This window comes from Priestia sp. USM5 (assembly GCF_058323215.1).
This window is the reverse complement of sequence record NZ_JBSGKN010000001.1, coordinates 4,077,669-4,092,867: the sequence shown is the minus strand read 5'-3', so window position 1 is coordinate 4,092,867 and position 15,199 is coordinate 4,077,669. Positions and strand designations below refer to the sequence as shown.

Sequence of the window (15,199 nt, the reverse complement as noted above, 5' to 3'; positions counted from 1 at the left end):
GTTTTCTGAGAAAATAAAGGTCTTAAGCTGAATTTTATATAATAATTTGTTATAGTTAGGGAAGTCAAGAAATTATAGAACTGAATTAGGAGGAACTTAACGTGTCTGTAAACTTACATGATGTAGCAAATGATTTAGAAAAAGCAATTCGTCAAAGCGACGATTACACAAACTTAAAAAACTTATATGCAGCAGTAAACGCTGATCAAGGTTCAAAACAATTATTTGAGCGTTTCCGTACAATGCAAATGGAGCTGCAACAAAAGCAAATGATGGGCCAAGAGATCACTGAAGAAGAAGTTCAGCAAGCTCAACAAACAGTTGCAATCGTTCAACAAGATCAAAATATCGCGAAGCTAATGGAAGCTGAGCAACGTATGAGCATGGTAATTGGTGAATTAAACAAAATTATCATGAAGCCACTTGAAGAACTTTACGGTGCGGCTGAATAAGAGATAGAGAAAAGAGGAAAAGAGAAATCTTTTCCTCTTTTTTTATGCGGAAATTCCTTCTAATTGTGCAGTTCTGCTCATAAGCTTAGTAACAAGGCTACACATGCCGACTATCATGAAAAGGTCATTTATAACCGTATCCTAACGGATTAGACATCTATGAAAGAAGGGGTTCTCATATGGCTTATCGATTGCTAGCGTTGAATATTGATGGAACCATTTTAAATAGCCAAGGGCGCGTTACAAAAGAAACGAAAGACGCAATTCAATTTGTGAAAAATAAAGGGGTTTACGTTACGTTAGTAACAAACAGGCATTTTCCGTCTGCTAAAAAAATTGCTCGATCACTTAAAGTTCATCCAGCAATGCTCATTACTCATAGCGGTGCCTTTATCGGAACATCGATAGACAAACCGATACTAGATAAGAGAATTAGCGAGGAAAAAACATTTAATCTCATTCAGCTTTTTGAAAATTTTAATTGTCATGTCCGCATTTTGCATGAAAGGTTTTCAATTGGAAATCGTGTAAAGCTTCCTAATAATATTGTAGCTAAAAGCGTGTTAAAAACGGGAGAACCGCTCTTTTATCCCGTGCAGTTCGTAGATTCATTAGGGGATACGCTTCGTGATGAACCTGTTTCTACTCCAAAAATAGAAGTGTATTTTGCAGATCGTAGAGAAAAAGAATACGCTGAGCAAACAATTGCCAGTGCAGTTCCGGATATTGAATGGTTTTCGTATCCAAATGAAAATAGATGCTATATTACGCCAAAAGGAGCCACAAAAGCTGCCGGCGTTCGTTATGTAGCAAATCGTCTAGGGATACCGATGGAAGACGTAGTAGCCATTGGAAATTGCTATGATGATGTAGAAACGATTGAACACGCGGGAATGGGTGTGGCCATGGGCAATTCACCAACGGAATTAAAAATGCTTGCGGATTGGGTTACTCGTTCTAATAATGAAAATGGTGTAGCCTATATGGTGAAAGAATTATTTAGAAAGCAGCAGCGTCTTGGTTATCTTCATCAAATTGACAGCTTTCGTTTAAAATAAATAAAAGTATGTTAGTTGAAGGGAAATCCGAACGAAGAATCCAACTCGTTCGGATTTTTTTCATTGGTAGGATAAACGTCAGCTTCACGTATGTAGCTGTTTCTAACTGTTGATTGAAGGGCAAGGCGAAGACTCCTGCGTAAATCAACAGAAGTGTAACAAGCAATTCATATGAGCTTATTTATCCCATTTGTTCGTCTGTAGGTTGAATTAATGTAATTATGGCTCAATCTCTTTTTCCGTTTGTTTCCTGTCCGCGTATTCCCTTGAGCTGAGCACCTTGACCGGACATACGTAGGTTTTGTAAACTGATTACTTAGATAGAATTGATTTGAAAGGTGATTATATTGAACATTTATATAAAAGGTATAGAAGATGAGCGTTTTTTACGTCCGCTTCACCGAATTTCAGATTTGTTTTTTGAAGAAAGCAACGTCTCCTTTGAGGATGATAACGAAGCTCAGCTGAAGGTTGAAGTAGAGCTAAAAGTTCATGAAGAAATTTATGCGAAAGCAGTGCTGCATGATGCTGCAACGGACAAGGTGTTTACAGAAGAGCTTTCTAAATCGTTTACGCCGTATGAAACAGAAAAAGAAAAATTTAAGCAAATAAAAAATGTGGTGCTTCGCGTCTACTTATCTGTGTTACAGGAGTATACAAACATTGTTCAAAAATGGGGTATTTTAACCGGTATACGTCCAACGAAGTTGCTTCATATGAAACTGCAGTCAGGCAAAAGTAAAGAACAAGCACATCGTGAGCTAAAGGAAGAATATTTAATCACTGATGACAAAATTAATTTAATGCAGCATATTGTGGATCGTCAACTAGCAGCTATTCCCGATTTACATGAGTTAAAGAACGAGGTAAGCATTTATATAGGCATTCCGTTTTGTCCGACGAAGTGTGCATACTGTACATTCCCAGCCTATGCGATTAACGGACGTCAAGGATCTGTTACGTCATTTTTAGGCGGCTTGCATTATGAGATGCGTGAAGTAGGGAAATGGTTAAAAGACAATGACGTCAAGATTACAACCGTCTATTATGGCGGAGGCACACCAACGAGCATTACGGCTGAAGAAATGGACATGCTGTATGAAGAGATGTATGAATCGTTCCCTGATGTACAAAATATCCGTGAAATTACGGTAGAAGCAGGAAGACCCGATACGATTACGGAAGAAAAGCTAGCTGTTTTGAACAAATGGAATATTGACCGGATTAGTGTAAATCCGCAGTCTTATATTCAAGAAACCTTAAAAGCTATTGGACGTCATCATACAGTTGAAGAAACGATTGATAAATTTCATCTTTCTCGAAAAATGGGGATGAATAACATTAACATGGACTTAATTATTGGGCTTCCAAATGAAGGTGTAGAAGAATTTCAGCATACGCTAGACGAATCTAAAAAATTGCTTCCTGAATCTTTAACTGTTCATACGCTATCGTTTAAACGCGCGTCTGAAATGACTCAAAATAAACGGAAATACAAAGTAGCAGATCGCTATGAAATTGGTAAAATGATGGATTTAGCGACTGAGTGGACTCAAGAACAAGGATATGAACCTTATTATTTATATCGCCAAAAAAATATTTTAGGTAATTTAGAGAACGTTGGATATTCATTCCCTGGTCAAGAGAGCCTGTACAATATTATGATCATGGAAGAAAAGCAGACGATTATTGGCCTTGGGTGCGGGGCATCCAGTAAGTTCGTGCATCCAGAAACAGGCATTATTACAAGGTTTGCGAATCCAAAAGACCCAAAATCGTACAACGATGGATTCGAGCACTATACGCAAGAGAAACTCAAGATTTTAGATGAATTGTTTAGGAAATAAAAAGGTCACTTTTTAGTGATCTTTTTTATTTTCAGCAGGGAAATGTCGGAATCTGTTGAATATATAAGAAAGTTGTAAGCGTTTTCTTATTATGACGATGCGAGGTGCCGCTTAATGATGAATGTACAGTTAACCGTACCATCTATGATGGAAAGAGCTGAAAAGCTGTTTGGTAAAAAAGAAGTGGTTTCTAAATCTTCAAAAGGGATTCAACGTTTAACTTATAATCAGTTAATAAAACGGACTCGGCAGCTCTCTAGTATGCTAGAACGAATTGGAGTGAAGCGAGGAGAAAGAGTCGGAACGTTTGCATGGAATCATCATAGACATCTAGAGGCTTATTTTGCTGTACCGGGAATAGGCGCTGTGCTTCACACAATTAATATCCGGTTAGATTCTGAGCAAATTGTATACATCATTAACCATGCACACGATAAAGTCATTTTACTTGATGAATGCTTTTTACCTTTATTTGAAAGCATTCATCAAAGGCTTCCACATGTTGAAGCCTATATCCTTATGTCAGATGAAGGTGAGCTGCCAGAAACAGAGTTGCCAGTGTATCATTACGAAAATTGGATTCAGCAAGGGGATGCATCGCATTCCTTTGTTCAAGGTTTAAGCGAAGAAGAACCAGCAGGCCTTTGTTATACCTCTGCTACTACAGGAGAGCCAAAGGGCGTTGTATATTCTCATCGCGCTATTTATTTACACTGTATGGCGCTAGGACTTGCTGATAGTGCTGGATTATCAGAAGGTGATACCGCTATGCCTATCGTTCCAATGTTTCATGTAAATGCATGGGGAATTCCTTTTGCTGCGGTCTGGTTTGGGACAAAGCTCGTGCTGCCGGGCGCTTTTTGTACCTCAGAGACGATTGCCTCTCTCATTGAACAAGAGAAAGTAACTCTTGCTGCAGCAGTACCTACCGTTTGGTTAAATTTTTTACAAGAGTTAGAAAAAAAGCCTTACGCAGTTGATAGTTTGCGGGCTATTTTATGCGGCGGATCAGCGGCCCCAAAAAGCGTCATTCGAGAATTTCAGGAAAAATATCAAATTGAATTTATGCATGCATACGGAATGACGGAAACAAGCCCTGTTGTAACCGTCTCCCGCTTAAAAAGCTATCAGTACAGCGAAGACCCTGAGTATCAGCTCAGCGTAAAAGCGAAGCAAGGTTTCTTAGTTCCTGGCGTTGAAATGAAAGTAATAGGTCAAAATGGAGAAGTTGCTTGGGATGGAGTGGAAATGGGTGAGCTATTACTAAAGGGGCCATGGGTAGCTTCTGAATATTACAAGGATAAAAGAACAGAAGATACGTTTAAAGACGGCTGGCTGTATACGGGAGATATTGTGACGGTTGACGAAGAGGGAACGATCAAAATTGTAGACCGAACAAAAGATTTAATTAAAAGCGGAGGAGAATGGATTTCATCGGTTGATCTAGAAAACGCGCTGATTGCCCATGAATCTGTTTTCGAAGCCTGTGTCATAGCAGTCCCTCATAAGGTGTGGCAAGAGCGTCCAGTTGCTTGTGTCGTGTTAAAAGATGCATATAAAGGTGTCGTTTCGTCAGAAGAGCTGCTCAAATTTTTAGCGCCGCAGTTCGCAAAATGGTGGCTTCCAGATGACATTTTATTTATGGATGAAATCCCAAAGACAACGGTCGGAAAGTTTTTAAAACGTACGCTTCGTGAACAAGTCCTCAATCATTATCAGAAAGGGTGAGTAAATATGACCGTCGAATTAAAAGTAGTAGAACTAGTTTTGCAAGAGCGTGTCGCCACAATTTCGTTTAACAGGCCGGATGCGTTAAATGCATTAAACGAAGAAGTGCTAGAGCAGTTTATTCAATGTTTAAAAGTTGTGGAAGAAAGTGAAGTGGACTTCTTAGTAGTAAAAGGAAACGGAAAAGTGTTTTCAGCAGGGGGAGATATTAATATGATGATGTCACCTTCACAATCAGAACGTTTTGAGCAGGTGATGGATTTAATTAATGAAGCCGTGCTGACTTTATACAGCCTGCCTCAAATGACGATAAGTGTACTGCACGGTGCGGCAGCAGGGCTAGGGCTCAGCATTGCGCTTGCTTCTGATTATATTATTGCAGAAAGACACACGAAAATTGCGATGAACTTTATCGGCATTGCTCTAATTCCAGACGGAGGCGGTCACTTTTTACTAGAAAAGCGCATCGGTTCTCATCGTGCGAAACAGCTAATTTGGGAAGGAAAGACATTAAAAGCAGAGGAAGCTCATCAATTTGGCATAATTGATGAAATAAAAGAAGGAGATTTGGCGAAGCGTGTAGAAGATTATCTCTCATATTGGCTAAAAAAACCTTCACGTGCTTTGAAGGAAACAAAGCGAATTTATGTGGAGACATCTATTTCACAATTAAAGCAAGTGCTTGCGCTTGAGAAAAGAAGTCAGTTTGCTATGAGCCAAAGTTCGGATCATAAGGAAGGTGTACGTGCGTTTCTGGAAAAGCGAGCGCCTGTTTTTAATCAAAGTGAAAAAGATATTTCCGAAAATTAAGTGAACTAGTTTAAAAGCCAATATTTTTGTCTATCATATTGATAGAGCATGTTTAAAAGTTGCAAAACAGTGGTAACACAAGATAATGTAGAAACTAATGAGGTGATTGGAAATGAACAAAACAGATTTAGTAAACGCAGTGGCAACAAAATCAGAGTTAACAAAAGCAGATGCATCTAAAGCAGTTGACGCATTACTAGAAACAATTTCATCAACGCTAGGTGAAGGTGAAAAAATTCAGTTAATCGGCTTCGGTACATTTGAAGTACGCGAGCGTGCTGCTCGTACAGGCCGTAACCCTCAAACGGGTGAAGAAATGCAAATTCCAGCATCAAAAGTACCGGCATTTAAAGCTGGTAAAGAACTAAAAGAAGCTGTAAAGTAATATAAAACGCCGGAAAGCTAAACCTTTCCGGCGTTTTGTATTAACGATGAAATAATACAAGTTTTCCGCTAGAGCTAACGCATCGATGTGTTTTTTCTAAGTAGGCAAGCCCTTCTAACTTTTTGGTGCCGATTGTCTTTGCTTCTGTTTCAGAAGCTGCTTCGAAGCTTTCATCTATTAATTTTTCTCCAGTCTTTTCAAAAGCGGTTAATGTATAAGTACTCATAAAATCTACTCTCCTCTTATAGTATAATTGTAAGCGTATTCAACATATTTCTCGTCTTATTCCTCTAAATCCTGCTAAGGTTTACAGATATCATTTTTTTCCATACAATAAACATAGGTTTATTTACAAAGGAGGAATTAAATGTCTCTTTCTATCCGTGAAGTTTCAAAAAGGTACGGTGAATTTACAGCTGTAAATGAACTATCCTTGCAAATTCCAAAGGGTGAAGTGTTTGGTTTTTTAGGTGCAAACGGTGCTGGCAAAACAACGACGTTTCGAATGATTTTAGGGCTCATTGAACCAACCTCAGGTCACATCCAATGGAATGATAAATCTTTAACTTACAGTAGAAGCCATCTAGTTGGTTACCTTCCAGAAGAAAGGGGATTATATCCGAAATTAAAAGTCAAAGATCAGCTTGTTTATCTAGGACGGCTGCGCGGGATGAAAAAAGCTAACGTGCTGCAAGAAATGGAGCGCTGGTTATCTCGATTTAATATTCCTCAATATGCTTCAAAAAAAGTAGAAGAGCTATCCAAAGGAAATCAGCAAAAAATTCAATTTATCGCTTCCGTTATTCATCGTCCCGAGCTGCTTATTTTAGATGAACCTTTTAGCGGCTTGGATCCTGTAAACGTAGAGGTACTAAAAGAAGCGGTACTTGATTTGAAAAAACGCGGGACGACGATTGTTTTTTCAAGTCATCGAATGGAACATGTGGAAGAACTTTGTGAATATTTATGTATTATGCATCATGGTACGCCTGTTGTATATGGAAGACTGCCGGAGATCAAGCGTTCATTTGGCAAGAAAAACGTCATTATACATGGGAAAGGTCCGTTTGAGAGAATTAGGGAGCTTGAAGGTGTTGTAAAGGTGAAAAAAACGGTTGAAGGCATGATTGTTCAAATTCAGCATGAATCCGTATCGCAACTCATTTTTCAAGAACTTAAACATTTTTCATTTGTATCTAAATTTGCAGTGGAAGAGCCTTCATTAAATGATATTTTCATTGAAAAGGTAGGTGCTTCCTATGAATAAATTTTGGGTCATCGTTTTTCATACATATCTTAATAAATTAAAAACAAAATCTTTTATTATTACGACGATTATTACTGCTCTTATTCTAGTTGCTCTTACAAATATGGAGAAAATTATCGACGTTTTTAATTCAGACGATAATGGCACAAATGTGGGTGTCATCTATGAAGTGGAAAGCGTATATACGTTGTTCAAACAAAATGTAAATGCTATGGATTCAGACATTCATTTAAAAGAATTTACGTCTGAGGCTAAGGCAAAGCAAGCGGTAAAAAGCGGGCAGCTCGATAGCTATTTACTTTTATCTTTAAACGATAAGCAGCTGCCTCAAGCTGTGTACAAAGCTAACTCTTTGGCCGAATCAAATCTTTCATCTACCTTAGAACAGGCGGTACAGCAAACAAAAGTGGCTATGGCTACAGTGAAAATTGGTTTAGAAGAAAAGCAAATTGATCAGCTTTACAGCCCTGTTTCATTTAAAAAAGAAGCGTTAGTTGAAAATGCTAAAACAGAACAAGAGCTAAATCAAGCAAGAGGTCTTGTGTATGTTCTGCTGTTTGTTATTTATTTTGCCGTTATCATGTATGGGAGCATGATTGCGATGGAAGTAGCTACTGAAAAATCATCCCGCGTTATGGAGATCCTCGTATCGAGCGTATCACCTATTACACAAATGTTTGCTAAAATCATTGGAATTGCACTGCTCAGCTTAACACAGCTTGCAGTGATACTGAGCGTGGGCTACACATCGTTAAAAGCCAGTGTGGAAACAAATCATAACGGCATCTTTTCTTATCTCGGATTTAATGATGTTCCGCTGACTACATTCGTGTATGCATTTGTCTTTTTCATATTAGGGTACTTTCTTTTTGCTACGCTCGCGGCTTTTTTAGGTTCTCTTGTGAGCCGTATTGAAGATGTACAGCAAATGATTACGCCCATGACCCTTGTGATTGTGGCCGCTTTTTTAATTGCTATGTTTGGACTTGGTGATCCTGAAACCACAATCATTACGGTCACATCTTTTATCCCGTTTTTTGCTCCGATGATTATGTTTTTGCGTGTAGGTATGTTAAATGTTCCTATGTGGGAAGTGAGTGTATCGATAGGAATTTTGGTTGTGACGATTACTGCTTTAGCTATATTTGGTGCCCGTGTGTATAAAGGAGGAGTCCTTATGTATGGTCAATCTACCTCTTTTAAAGATATTAAAAAGGCGCTGCAGTTAACGAAAAAAGAAACATAAAGAAGTGAGAGGCTGAGACAAAAGTAGATTAGTTGAAGGGAGGTCCGGACGAACAATCTAGATTCTTGATGGAGAATCCAACTCGTCCGGATTTTTTTATTGGTATGGTGACCATAGTTTGCATGTATGTAGTTGTTTCTAGCTGTGTATTGGAGAGCAAGACGAAGACTCCTGCGGAGAAAGCGGAAGCGACGAGGAGGCTCAGCGGCTGCCGGAAAGAGAAGTCTTGCACGGAAATCAACAGCGGTGCCTCAAGCGATTCATACTCGCTCCTTTATCCAATCTGTTTGTCTTTAGATTGTATTGATTTTGTTGTGTCATAATCTCATCTCTTATGAAAAAGCGTCTACCCGTGCATTCGGTGCCAAGCGATGGTAAAATGAAATGTAAAGAGCTGTAAATAAGCGGACGAAGCGATAAGAGCTTTGCTATCAAATACATAGAATGAAGTGGTAAGGAGGAAAAGGGCATGACAAAAGGAATTGCTCAATACGAAGTAGGAGAGCAAGTTGATCTTTATTTTTTAATTAAATCCTCAACGAGAGGAATTGCAAGCAATGGAAAACCATTTTTAACGGTAATCCTACAGGATAAAACAGGTGATATTGAAGCCAAGCTGTGGGATGCATCCCCAGATGACGAGGAAAATTATGCTGCTCAAAAGATTGTGCGAGCTGCTGGAGAAGTAATGAATTACCGCGGGCGCAACCAGCTGAAAATACGCAACATTCGTCCTGCACAGCCCCAAGACGGAGTGCGCACATCTGACTTTTTAGAAGTGGCGCCTTTATCTCAAGAAGAAATGGTGGAACATATTACAAAGAGTATATTTGAAATGAAAAATTCAAATGTCCAGCGCATTACTCGCCATTTGTTTAAAAAATATCAAACGGAATTTTTAGAATATCCGGCAGCAACTAAAAATCACCATGAGTTTGTATCGGGGCTTGCCTACCATGTGGTGTCTATGCTGAAGCTGGCTGAGTCATTTTCAACCCTTTATCCAAGCTTAAACCGCGACTTGCTGTACGCTGGAGTTATTCTTCATGACCTTGGCAAAGTATTTGAACTTTCAGGTCCTGTTTCGACGATATACACAGTCGAAGGGAACTTGCTTGGCCATATCTCGATTATGGTGAATGAAATTGGAAAAGCGGCGGAAGAATTAGCGATTGAAGGAGAAGAGGTCATGCTTCTTCAGCACCTTGTATTATCGCATCACGGTAAGGAAGAGTGGGGAAGTCCGAAAAAGCCGTTAATTAAAGAGGCTGAGATGCTTCATTTGATTGACAATGTAGACGCTAAAATGAATATGCTGGACCGAGCATTAACAAAAGTGAAGCCTGGTGAATTTACAGAGCGTATTTTTGCACTTGATAATCGTTCATTTTATAAACCAACGATTGATTAAAAAGGTATAAGTCTTTCTTCCTTCGCATATAGTGGTTGTAAATAACTGTGATGGGGGATCAATATATGGTGACACTACCAATTTGGATTTATTTAGTTGTAGCAGGCATTTTCTTTAGTGGATTTATGGCAATTCGTGCTGCACAACATGATAAGCAAGTGGATGATTCGTTTATTGAAAAAGAGGGACAAGTCTTCATCGAAAGAATGCAAGTGGAAAAAGAAAGACGCAACAGCGATTCTATCTGATTATATAAAAGAGCCTGTCACATGAGTGACAGGCTCTTAGCATTACTGCTGAGGAGTTTCTACGCCAGATTGACTATCTGTCGCACCTTCTTCGAAAATTGGTTTTACATTTTTATCTTTGACTTCCACTTTTGCTTTATCAAGCTCTTTTTGAATCTTCTTGTTCGCTTCTGCTTGATCTACTTTTGAACGTTTGATTTGCTGCTCAAGTTCGGGTTTCTTTTTCTCAAACGATTCTACTTTCTTTTTATCGACTAGTTTAATGATATGGTAGCCGTACTCTGTTTTGATTGGTTTACTTACTTCACCTTTTTTCAGCTTGTAAGCCGCTTCTTCAAATTCTTTAACCATTTGGCCTTCACCGAAGTAGCCTAAATCGCCGCCGTTAGCTGCAGACTGCTGATCCGTTGAATATTCTTTTGCTAGACTAGCAAAATCCTCGCCTTTTTTGATTTTCGCTTCTACTTCGTTTGCTGTCTTTTCGTCTTTTACTAAAATATGACTTGCGCGAATTTGAGGTTTTTGAGCTTTATATTCATCATAAGCTTTTTTCAGTTCTTTGTCCGATACCTTAATGCCTGCCGTAGCAGCTTTTTCACGGAGAATATCAACTTTTAGCATATCTTTGACTTCTTTTTCGCCTTTTTGCTTAATAACTGAATCCACCTGATCACCGTATTGTTCTCTTAGAATGTTCAGCTGCTGATCAAGCTCTTTATCCGTTACTTTATATTTTTTACTCAATACTTTTTCTTCGGTAACGCTTCGTACGAGTGTATTAAATTGGTCTTGTCCGATTGTATCTTTCATTTGCTTATACAAATCACCTTGAGTGATATTGCCTGCTTTTGTTTCTACAATTACTTTTGAAGAATCGTTTGCATTTGAAGCATCATTTCCCCCACTGCATGCTGATAAAGCAACGAGGCTGGCTGCCGTTGTTAGTGCAACTAAGCTTTTTTTCATACGTAAACACTCCTACTCATCATTTTTACTTATGTAGCTTGACTCAAGATTTACTATATCACATTTCCTGATGTTAGCAAATGAAGTTAAAACCACGTAAATTTACATTTATTTTCCACTAAGCATGGAGTGATTATACGCTTATGATGGCTTTTTTATAAAGCGTTTTCAAAATGGTGGGCAAACTCACAGAGTAATCTCCAAACGAGAAGCAAGAGAAATAAATTATGGAGTTTGGGCTAAAAGCCTAGACGTTTTTTGAGCTGATGCATAAGATGCAGTATTAGTAAACAAAGGGGGTGCTCAAATGAGCGGATGCGGATATGGAGGCGGTTTTGCACTATTAGTTGTACTGTTTATCTTATTAGTCATTGTTGGTTGTGCATGTTACCACTAGGAAACAGATGAATATAAAAGGAAAGGGGCGATAGATATGGGTTCTTACGGATGCGGATACGGCAGTGGATTTGCTCTATTAGTCGTATTATTCATCTTATTAGTTATCATCGGCGCTAGCTGTTTTTGCTAAGCCTATAAAAAAGCGGTGAGACATCTCACCGTTTTTTATGTAAATGATACTTCAATATAAGATGAAACTAATAAAATGGTAATTAATACATTAATCGTACGAAAAACTTTAGGCTGTTTTTCAGCTGGAATTTCTTTTTGAATACACAATGTATTTGTTAGTGCATTGATGTAGAATAAAATGAATAGTGCAAATACAATAAAGAATATGTACATAAAAATCCCCCTAACAAAATCAGTGTGACGAAGACAAAAAGTCTTATAGTCATTTATATAGTACAGCTTTGTATGAATTTACAAATATCTATATTAACATTACCAAAAAAGCGGTAAAATAGATAGTTATATATACAGTTGAACAAAGAATTTCAAAAGGTATTTACACAGAAATGCGGTTTTTATTTTATAAAGGGTAGTTAAGAAGTTGAGAAATAGGTTTTCAACGAAATAGCAAAGTGAATGGATAAGAAATGAGTAACAATCAGCCATTGTGCAAAAGGATTGTTAAAAAGGACAGAGGGATTTATATTAATATATGCAGTGAGTACATAATCAGTATATGAAAATCTTTATACTGTGCTACTCAAACAGGAAATGTGATTGACGAAGAAAGAATTATTTGGAAGAACATGAATGAATCATGTACAATATGGAGTAGAGATATATGAACGTTGAAGGAGTAGGGGAAGCGGATGGAAACTTTAGAATCTCGAGTATCACGTTTAGAATATTACATAAAACTGTTATCTGGGACATCTGAACAAGAAGCTAAACCATTTATTGATTTAGTGGTAAGAAATCAGCTTACAAAGAAGGAAGTAGAGGAAATTTTAATTCTGTGTGAAGATACAAAAAGCGAATATATTGAGCAAAAAGCGGAAGGCCTAACAGACTTTGTTCCGCTTCTTACACAATTTGTTGGTATGCTGAATTATAAATTAACTCCCAGAGAGACGGTCGAATCGCTTCGTTATCAACCTTCTTATCAAGATGTGATGAATGAATTTTTTGAAATTATTCAATGGATAAGGGACTAACCATTAAGAGTTTGAAATAGTCTCCTGGTGGTTCTCTTTATCTTTCTTGACAAGCTTGCCATCTTCTTCAGTGAATTCTTCTTCGATATGATGGAAAGATCGCTCGAAGATATCCATAAAATCTTCACCGTAAATTTTGCGGATGACGGTCATTAGTTCCATAAACTCAGGGAATTTGCCGTACAAGTCGCGCAACGGAAGTGCGCCGCTGAATACTGAATTATTAGAAGGTTCGTAATGTTCCATTAAATCCAGTAAAATGGCCTCGCCTTTATCTGTCAGCTGAATGTACGTATTTCGCTTGTCGCTTTCTTTTTTAGAAAACTCAAGTAAACCTCGTTCTTCTAGTTTTTTGGAGAAGTTAAATGCAGTAGAAACATGCATAACTCCAAACTTGGCAATTTCGGAAATGGAAGCCCCGTTTAAATGATATGAAATCCACAAAATATGATGCTCGTTAATATTAAGGTCATAAGGCTTAATCCATTGCTGCCAATCCTTCTCTACGGTTTTCCAAAGGGCTTTACTTAATTGGGCAATACGTTGGCTAAATAGAAGTGCTTCTTTCAAACTGTAATCCTGATCACTAGTCTTTTTCATCTTCTCCCACCTACTTAGTCTCTTTTTTTATTTATCTTCTATTATGCCAATAAAATAAAAAATTATAAAGATGTAAATTTACAAAATTTTAAAAAATTAAAAAAGAAGGCGCTTTAACCTTCTTTTTTGTCAATTTTTTCATTGGTATTTTTAGTTGTCTGTACATGTTCCTCTAGGTTTGACAAAGAATTTTGGATTTCTTTCAAATGATGCTGAATGGATTCCTTATGAGGGACAATTTCTTCTTTAAACTGACCAAGGGTAGTAGAAAGGTCACTTGCGATATTTTTCACTATAGTATTTCCTTCTCTGGCGGTCATTTGTACTTGTTGAGAAACAGCTTTTATTTTTGTTGAGAGCTCTTGTTGTGAAGCGTTAACTCGGTCTTTTCGAGAACTGACACGCTGTTTAAGTTCTCGTCCTGAATATGGAGTAATAAGAAGCGTTGTAATAGCGGCTACGGTGCTTCCGATTGCTGCTCCAGCTGCTAGTTTTTTCATTCTACTCATTATTTATTTCCTCCTATGTAGTAAAGTAATTGCTAACACTTCCTTCTGACATAATCATAAAAAAATAGCATAGATTTATACAAAAGAAGGAGGTTATCAACATGGGATAGCTTTATTCATTCTTTTGATGATTAGCCTGAGTTTTTTTCTGGCTGCCTTTAAATGGTTTAGCCTTACGACTAGAACGGCATCATATCCACCTAAACATGTGCTTAAACAAAAGTCTCTTACATGTGCGACAGTGGCTTTTGCGAGTTTTTTATTGGCGCTTATACTTTATTATGTAACCTAGGATGGGGAACTTAAACCTTTATTACATAGTAAGTCTTCATACCTATTGTATGAGCTGCAAATGAAATTTAAGTGAAAAGCATCCTGTACCATTTCTTTTTAAACAAAAAGTTAAGAGCCGGACTGTAGACTGTCTCTAAAAGATCAGCAAACTACTATAAATGAACCGTTTTATCTAAAGGTCCGCCACGCTTTGGCGGGCCTTAGCTTTTGGTGTAAAAAAAGAGCCTGATTCTTAATTAAATCAGGCTCTTGACGTTACGATAATTTTGCTTTGATACTTGTGCGTTTTAGAACGGATTGAACAATTGGATAAATAACGACCATAACGATTGTATTTACTACTGTTGCAGGTAATACAACCGCAGCAACAAGTGCCATGACGCTATTTCCACCCGGTAAGCCGACGATTAGCGCGGCAGCTGACAAGAATACGGTTCCTGATACGAGCGTGCCAACAGCTGTTAAAGCAGCAGCAACTGGTGTTTTCATGCCTATTGCTTTTTTTACAAGCATAAATAATGCAAAGAAAACAAATGCTGTAATTGGTTTATCAATCAAGTTTGCAATTTGTCCGCCAGGAAAGCTTGTTGTTAAAGCGGAAATAACCGCTGTGGTTAAGCTAACCAATGCAACATTTTTCACGCTAGGAAACAACAGAATTGCTAAAAACATCATTGTTAACATCATATCTGGCTTCATTCCAAATAAAATAGGAGGTACCACCGTGTGGAGAACCGCTCCAATTCCGACTAATAACGCTAAAGAAACTAAAACTTTTGTATTCATTTCTCATCTCTCCTCTTCTAAGCTAAG

20 protein-coding genes are annotated in these 15,199 nt (G+C 37.9%); 14 read left to right on the top strand and 6 right to left on the bottom strand.

Annotation, left to right across the window (positions count from 1 at the left end):
* Window positions 1-101 precede the first annotated feature (101 nt).
* The 6 genes from ACWATA_RS21525 to ACWATA_RS21500 all read left to right on the top strand — a co-directional run bounded on the left by ACWATA_RS21525 (window position 102) and on the right by ACWATA_RS21500 (window position 6,280).
* Window positions 102-452, top strand: a complete 351-nt coding sequence (locus ACWATA_RS21525) for a YlbF/YmcA family competence regulator (protein ID WP_013055299.1) — start codon at window positions 102-104, stop codon at window positions 450-452.
* 179 nt (window positions 453-631) lie between these two features.
* Complete coding sequence (locus tag ACWATA_RS21520; RefSeq protein WP_028412564.1) at window positions 632-1,510, top strand: Cof-type HAD-IIB family hydrolase; 879 nt, start codon at window positions 632-634, stop codon at window positions 1,508-1,510.
* A gap of 344 nt (window positions 1,511-1,854) precedes the next feature.
* Window positions 1,855-3,357 (top strand): coproporphyrinogen III oxidase, encoded by a 1,503-nt coding sequence (locus tag ACWATA_RS21515; RefSeq protein ID WP_182029536.1) that lies wholly within the window; start codon window positions 1,855-1,857, stop codon window positions 3,355-3,357.
* 114 nt (window positions 3,358-3,471) lie between these two features.
* The gene (locus ACWATA_RS21510) at window positions 3,472-5,085 is read left to right on the top strand and encodes a long-chain fatty acid--CoA ligase (RefSeq protein ID WP_367078759.1); all 1,614 of its coding nucleotides are present in this window, start codon (window positions 3,472-3,474) and stop codon (window positions 5,083-5,085) included.
* 6 nt (window positions 5,086-5,091) lie between these two features.
* Window positions 5,092-5,895 (top strand): enoyl-CoA hydratase, encoded by an 804-nt coding sequence (locus ACWATA_RS21505; RefSeq protein ID WP_028412561.1) that lies wholly within the window; start codon window positions 5,092-5,094, stop codon window positions 5,893-5,895.
* 112 nt (window positions 5,896-6,007) lie between these two features.
* Window positions 6,008-6,280 (top strand): HU family DNA-binding protein, encoded by a 273-nt coding sequence (locus ACWATA_RS21500; protein ID WP_013055305.1) that lies wholly within the window; start codon window positions 6,008-6,010, stop codon window positions 6,278-6,280.
* 40 nt (window positions 6,281-6,320) lie between these two features.
* On the opposite strand, the gene ACWATA_RS21495 is transcribed toward ACWATA_RS21500, so the two are convergent.
* Window positions 6,321-6,506 carry a YhzD family protein gene (locus ACWATA_RS21495; protein WP_034267998.1) on the bottom strand — a complete coding sequence of 62 codons (186 nt, stop codon included), beginning with the start codon at window positions 6,504-6,506 and terminating at the stop codon, window positions 6,321-6,323.
* A 141-nt stretch (window positions 6,507-6,647) separates the two neighbouring features.
* On the opposite strand from ACWATA_RS21495, the gene ACWATA_RS21490 reads away from it, so the two are divergent.
* From ACWATA_RS21490 to ACWATA_RS21475, 4 genes are all read left to right on the top strand, one after another.
* Window positions 6,648-7,547: an ABC transporter ATP-binding protein gene (locus ACWATA_RS21490; protein ID WP_325077413.1), complete on the top strand. Its 900-nt coding sequence runs from the start codon at window positions 6,648-6,650 to the stop codon at window positions 7,545-7,547.
* A complete protein-coding gene (locus ACWATA_RS21485) occupies window positions 7,540-8,793 on the top strand; it encodes an ABC transporter permease (RefSeq protein WP_048020592.1) in 1,254 nt (417 codons plus the stop codon). The genes ACWATA_RS21490 and ACWATA_RS21485 overlap by 8 nt, the downstream gene beginning before the upstream one ends.
* Window positions 8,794-9,262: 469 nt before the next feature.
* The gene (yhaM, locus tag ACWATA_RS21480; RefSeq protein ID WP_013055309.1) at window positions 9,263-10,204 is read left to right on the top strand and encodes a 3'-5' exoribonuclease YhaM; all 942 of its coding nucleotides are present in this window, start codon (window positions 9,263-9,265) and stop codon (window positions 10,202-10,204) included.
* Between the two features lie 65 nt (window positions 10,205-10,269).
* Window positions 10,270-10,452, top strand: a complete 183-nt coding sequence (locus ACWATA_RS21475; RefSeq protein WP_013055310.1) for a sporulation YhaL family protein — start codon at window positions 10,270-10,272, stop codon at window positions 10,450-10,452.
* A 42-nt stretch (window positions 10,453-10,494) separates the two neighbouring features.
* Here the strand turns inward: ACWATA_RS21475 and ACWATA_RS21470 are convergent, their stop codons facing one another.
* The gene (locus ACWATA_RS21470; RefSeq protein ID WP_013055311.1) at window positions 10,495-11,418 is read right to left on the bottom strand and encodes a peptidylprolyl isomerase; all 924 of its coding nucleotides are present in this window, start codon (window positions 11,416-11,418) and stop codon (window positions 10,495-10,497) included.
* Between the two features lie 307 nt (window positions 11,419-11,725).
* On the opposite strand from ACWATA_RS21470, the gene ACWATA_RS21465 reads away from it, so the two are divergent.
* The gene (locus ACWATA_RS21465; RefSeq protein ID WP_074682953.1) at window positions 11,726-11,815 is read left to right on the top strand and encodes a YjcZ family sporulation protein; all 90 of its coding nucleotides are present in this window, start codon (window positions 11,726-11,728) and stop codon (window positions 11,813-11,815) included.
* A gap of 36 nt (window positions 11,816-11,851) precedes the next feature.
* The gene (locus ACWATA_RS21460; RefSeq protein WP_016762974.1) at window positions 11,852-11,947 is read left to right on the top strand and encodes a YjcZ family sporulation protein; all 96 of its coding nucleotides are present in this window, start codon (window positions 11,852-11,854) and stop codon (window positions 11,945-11,947) included.
* 35 nt (window positions 11,948-11,982) lie between these two features.
* Here ACWATA_RS21460 and ACWATA_RS21455 read toward each other — a convergent pair whose 3' ends face one another.
* A complete protein-coding gene (locus tag ACWATA_RS21455) occupies window positions 11,983-12,162 on the bottom strand; it encodes a hypothetical protein (protein ID WP_013055312.1) in 180 nt (59 codons plus the stop codon).
* A 476-nt stretch (window positions 12,163-12,638) separates the two neighbouring features.
* Between ACWATA_RS21455 and ACWATA_RS21450 the strand changes: the two genes are divergently transcribed.
* A complete protein-coding gene (locus tag ACWATA_RS21450) occupies window positions 12,639-12,983 on the top strand; it encodes a DUF1878 family protein (protein WP_033580648.1) in 345 nt (114 codons plus the stop codon).
* Between the two features lie 3 nt (window positions 12,984-12,986).
* Here the strand turns inward: ACWATA_RS21450 and ACWATA_RS21445 are convergent, their stop codons facing one another.
* Together ACWATA_RS21445 and ACWATA_RS21440 are read right to left on the bottom strand one after the other, a co-directional pair.
* On the bottom strand, window positions 12,987-13,583 hold the full coding sequence (locus ACWATA_RS21445) for an HTH-type transcriptional regulator Hpr (RefSeq protein WP_014461677.1): 597 nt from the start codon (window positions 13,581-13,583) through the stop codon (window positions 12,987-12,989).
* A 113-nt stretch (window positions 13,584-13,696) separates the two neighbouring features.
* Entirely contained in the window at window positions 13,697-14,092 is a 396-nt protein-coding gene (locus ACWATA_RS21440) for a YtxH domain-containing protein (protein ID WP_325077412.1), read from the bottom strand.
* Between the two features lie 73 nt (window positions 14,093-14,165).
* Here ACWATA_RS21440 and yhzF point away from each other — a divergent pair, with 73 nt between their 5' ends.
* Entirely contained in the window at window positions 14,166-14,384 is a 219-nt protein-coding gene (gene yhzF, locus ACWATA_RS21435) for a membrane protein YhzF (RefSeq protein ID WP_465245805.1), read from the top strand.
* A 257-nt stretch (window positions 14,385-14,641) separates the two neighbouring features.
* On the opposite strand, the gene ACWATA_RS21430 is transcribed toward yhzF, so the two are convergent.
* On the bottom strand, window positions 14,642-15,172 hold the full coding sequence (locus ACWATA_RS21430; RefSeq protein ID WP_028412555.1) for a tryptophan transporter: 531 nt from the start codon (window positions 15,170-15,172) through the stop codon (window positions 14,642-14,644).
* Between the last annotated feature and the right edge of the window lie 27 nt (window positions 15,173-15,199).